5 protein-coding genes, 1 tRNA gene and 1 pseudogene are annotated in these 3,397 nt (G+C 34.1%); 1 reads left to right on the forward strand and 6 read right to left on the reverse strand.

Annotation, left to right across the window (positions count from 1 at the left end):
• The 5 genes and pseudogenes from WGMM_RS05610 to WGMM_RS01890 all read right to left on the reverse strand — a co-directional run.
• A pseudogene (locus tag WGMM_RS05610) lies at positions 1 to 223 on the reverse strand (cysteine--tRNA ligase); the annotation flags it as partial.
• Positions 216 to 872, reverse strand: a complete 657-nt coding sequence (locus tag WGMM_RS01875) for an exopolysaccharide biosynthesis protein (protein ID WP_038249253.1) — start codon at positions 870 to 872, stop codon at positions 216 to 218. The pseudogene WGMM_RS05610 and the gene WGMM_RS01875, both read right to left, overlap by 8 nt.
• A 90-nt stretch (positions 873 to 962) precedes the next feature.
• Positions 963 to 1,619: an exopolysaccharide biosynthesis protein gene (locus tag WGMM_RS01880; RefSeq protein WP_038249256.1), complete on the reverse strand. Its 657-nt coding sequence runs from the start codon at positions 1,617 to 1,619 to the stop codon at positions 963 to 965.
• Positions 1,620 to 1,785: 166 nt separating this feature from the next.
• Complete coding sequence (gene tatA / locus WGMM_RS01885) at positions 1,786 to 1,953, reverse strand: twin-arginine translocase TatA (RefSeq protein WP_006013840.1); 168 nt, start codon at positions 1,951 to 1,953, stop codon at positions 1,786 to 1,788.
• Positions 1,954 to 2,083: 130 nt separating this feature from the next.
• The gene (locus tag WGMM_RS01890) at positions 2,084 to 2,857 is read right to left on the reverse strand and encodes an ABC transporter ATP-binding protein (protein ID WP_006280146.1); all 774 of its coding nucleotides are present in this window, start codon (positions 2,855 to 2,857) and stop codon (positions 2,084 to 2,086) included.
• Positions 2,858 to 3,006: 149 nt separating this feature from the next.
• Between WGMM_RS01890 and WGMM_RS01895 the strand changes: the two genes are divergently transcribed.
• A tRNA-Arg gene (locus tag WGMM_RS01895) sits at positions 3,007 to 3,083 on the forward strand.
• 101 nt (positions 3,084 to 3,184) lie between these two features.
• Here the strand turns inward: WGMM_RS01895 and WGMM_RS01900 are convergent.
• Positions 3,185 to 3,397, reverse strand: a 213-nt coding sequence (locus WGMM_RS01900; RefSeq protein ID WP_038249259.1) for a helix-hairpin-helix domain-containing protein, incomplete at its 5' end; no start/stop codon positions are given.

A 3,397-nucleotide genomic window follows, 5' to 3' on the forward strand; every position in this document is an offset into this window, starting at 1 on the left:
ATTATCTTGTCATCAATATCAGTTATGTTGCGCACATAAGTAACTTTGCCATAACAAAACTTGAGCAATTGAAATAATACGTCGTAAACAACAACAGAACGTGCATTGCCTATGTGTGCCGTATCATATACTGTTGGTCCACAAACATACATCTTTACATGATCTTTGTCGATCGGTGTCAAGAGCTCTTTTTTTTTGTTAAAGTGTTGTAAAGCCTAACCATATACGAAGCTTTTGAGAAAAGAAAATGCCCCAATGATAAGTTGTGGCCCTTTGACTACTACAACAAGAGTAAGCAATAGTCCACACAATGATATTAAAATTCCCAATATAGATAGAAACCCATCTTTACTCATAATACCAAGTGAAATAAGAGTCGTACCAATTGCAGGAATGAAGTTAGTAAGAGGTAGTGGAAGAGCTATTGATAACGCACAAAGCAGCATTATAAAAGCTAAAATCTTTTCACCGGGCCCATAGAAAATAAAAGACATTCTTGGTCTCATGAACTTTTCTATTTTTTTTAATGCTGGAGAAGTTTTTTCCACCACAAGAGCTAGTGTTGAACGCTGAAAAGATCTTCTTTCTAGCCAACTGGGCATCCAAGGAGAATCAAATCCAAATAAAAGCTGCAATGAGAATAAGATTAAAGGTATAGAAAGAATAGTTGTATAACCAGGTGGAACCGGTATAGGCACTGATAGCGGCAAGGAGAAGATGATTATTAAAATACCAAAACCACGCTCATGCAAAGCTGTTTTAATGTCAAACAAAGTTACTTTATCGCTATCATTGTTATTGGTATCTGCAACTTCTTTTAGAATATCAGAAGCTAATTTATCACTTTTAGTCAACTTATCATTTTTTGACACGAAAAACCTTTGATAAAAATAATTCTTAACACAATTATTGTTTTATTTCAATATGCATTATTCATTTTGCGCTAGTAATTCGTTCTTTTGTTAAAGTGTTGTAAAGCTTTTAAGAAGAGAAAGTGCTCCGGTTATAAGTTGTGGTCCTTTGACCATTACAACAAGAGTAAGCAACAACGCACACAATGACACTAAAACTCCCAATATGGATAGAAACCCGTCTTTACTCATAATGCTAAGTGAAATAAGAGTTGTGCCAATTGCAGGAAGGAAGTGAGTAAAAGGTAATGGAAGAGCTATTATTATTGCACAAAGCAACATCATAAAAGCCAGAATCTTCTCACCAGGCCCATAGAAAATGAAAGACAGTCTTGGCTTCATGAATTTTTCTATTTTTTCTAATACAGGGGAAGTTTTCTCTACCATAAGAGCTAGTGTTGAACGCTGAAAAGATCTTCTTTCTAGCCAACTGGGCATCCAAGGAGAATCAAATCCAAATAGAAGCTGCAGTGAGAATAAGATTAAAGGTATAGAAAGAATAGTTGTATAACCAGGTGAAACCGGTATAGGCACCGATAGCGGCAAGGAGAAGATGATTATTAAAATACCAAAACCGCGCTCATGCAAAGCTGTTTTAATGTCAAACAAAGTTACTTTATTGCTATCATTGTTATTGGTATCCGCAACCTCTTTTAGAATATCAGAAGCTAGTTTTTTATCTTTAGTGAGTTTCTCACTTTTTTGCACAATTATCCTTTAATAAAATATTCCTCTTAAGCTAACATAGTTGTTGCTGTATTTCAATATTTGTTATTTATTTCATACCAACACTTCATCTCTTTCATTCTTTAACCTGACTAAGTTTTTAAACAGATGACATGCACTAAGGTGCATGTCACGAAGTATGAGGACGCTAACGATCTGGTTCGTTAGACGATAATTTTTCTGAGTCCTTAAGCTCCTGCTTAAGGTTTTTGATGCCTTTTCCTAAATCACCCATAACTTGCGGTAATCTGCCTGCACCAAACAGAACTAAAATTATTATTAAGACTAGAAACAATTGCCATGGTCCTAAACTCATTTTCACCTCCATTTAAAATAATTGACCTTTAAATATTAAAACTTGACTGAAGTCAAGTAACACATAGATTATATCACCTTTATTTAATTATAAATCAAGGTTTTTTTAATTATTTTATAACAATCCCAAACTAGATTATTTTCTTGCAGCGAATAAGTGGAAACTTTTCGCTTAACTGTAGAGTAGAAGAGAGCTCACTAAAAAACTTTGCTAGCGTATCGTCTTTAGGCTTATGGTATATATCGCTAGAAACTCCTGATTGAATAATTTTACCATTTTTCATTACGTAGATAAAATCTGCAACTTTCAATGCTTCTTGCGGGTCATGAGTTACCATTAGCACAGGGATATTTTTACTTCTAAAAAGGGACAATATATGTTGTCTTATTCGGCACTTGAGCAGTATATCCAAATTAGAAAATGGTTCATCTAACAACACAACATCAGGGTTTTGTGCCATCACTCTTGCTATTGCAACTAATTGTTGTTGTCCTCCAGATAAGGCGTTAGGGTACATATTTTCATATTTTTCTATATTGAGTAACTTCAAGATTTCCAATGCAATTAGGTGCTTTTCTCTCTTGGAAGAGCTGCGGATAGCAAAGGTTATATTTTCTACTACTGTTTTGTGAGGAAATAATGCAGAATGCTGAAAAATCAATCCGATATTTCTATGCTCTATAGCGACTGATGCCTTATTGCTCGCAACTAACCTATCATTTATAAAAATAGTTCCAGATTTTGGATTTTCTATCCCCGCAATTAATTTCAAAATTGTTGACTTGCCACAGCCAGAATGCCCCAATAAACATGCAACATTTCCTTTCTTTACTTTAATGTTTATATTGCTTAAAGCAAAGTCGTTTTGATTGTTATAGAAATAACCAATATTGTTAACTAGCATTAATCTTACTTAAACCATGTTATTAAAATATAATAGCATTATACTCAAGAAGTACAGAAATGTTTTTTGTCGTCATAAATTGGTTATGCAAGAAATCTAGAAAAGAGAAGGATTTTTTGCTATAACTTTACATAAATGGTAGGAAACACGGGACTATAGCTCAGCAGGATAGAGCGTTGGACTCCTAATCCGAAGGTCGTGCGTTCGAATCGCACTAGTCCCACCACATTGCTTCACAAATTTTATGGAGATTTTTTTCACAAATACGCACACCTTTTTTTGCGGTTTTAAGATATAAATTCCCTAATAATAAAACGGGGTTTTGTGTCATTCCAGTACTCCTCTCTTATAATTCACGTATTTAAGAATGACTTCTGCTAAACCTTTACTAATTCCAGGTACGTTTTGAATTTCAGCCAGAGAAGCTTTGCTTATATTTTTCACTGAACCAAAATAAGACATCAACGTCTTTTTTCTTTTGTTGCCAATGCCGGGTATTTTGCTTAATTGTGAAACTATAAACTGTTTATCGCGTTTTTT

This window comes from Wolbachia endosymbiont of Glossina morsitans morsitans (genome assembly GCF_000689175.1).
Lineage (GTDB): Bacteria > Pseudomonadota > Alphaproteobacteria > Rickettsiales > Anaplasmataceae > Wolbachia > Wolbachia pipientis.

Bases quoted from the DNA above. Each gene is read 5' to 3' on its own strand.
- tatA (WP_006013840.1), bottom strand. From the start codon at position 1,953: ATGAGTTTAGGACCATGGCAATTGTTTCTAGTCTTAATAATAATTTTA.
- WGMM_RS01890 (WP_006280146.1), bottom strand. From the start codon at position 2,857: ATGCTAGTTAACAATATTGGTTATTTCTATAACAATCAAAACGACTTT.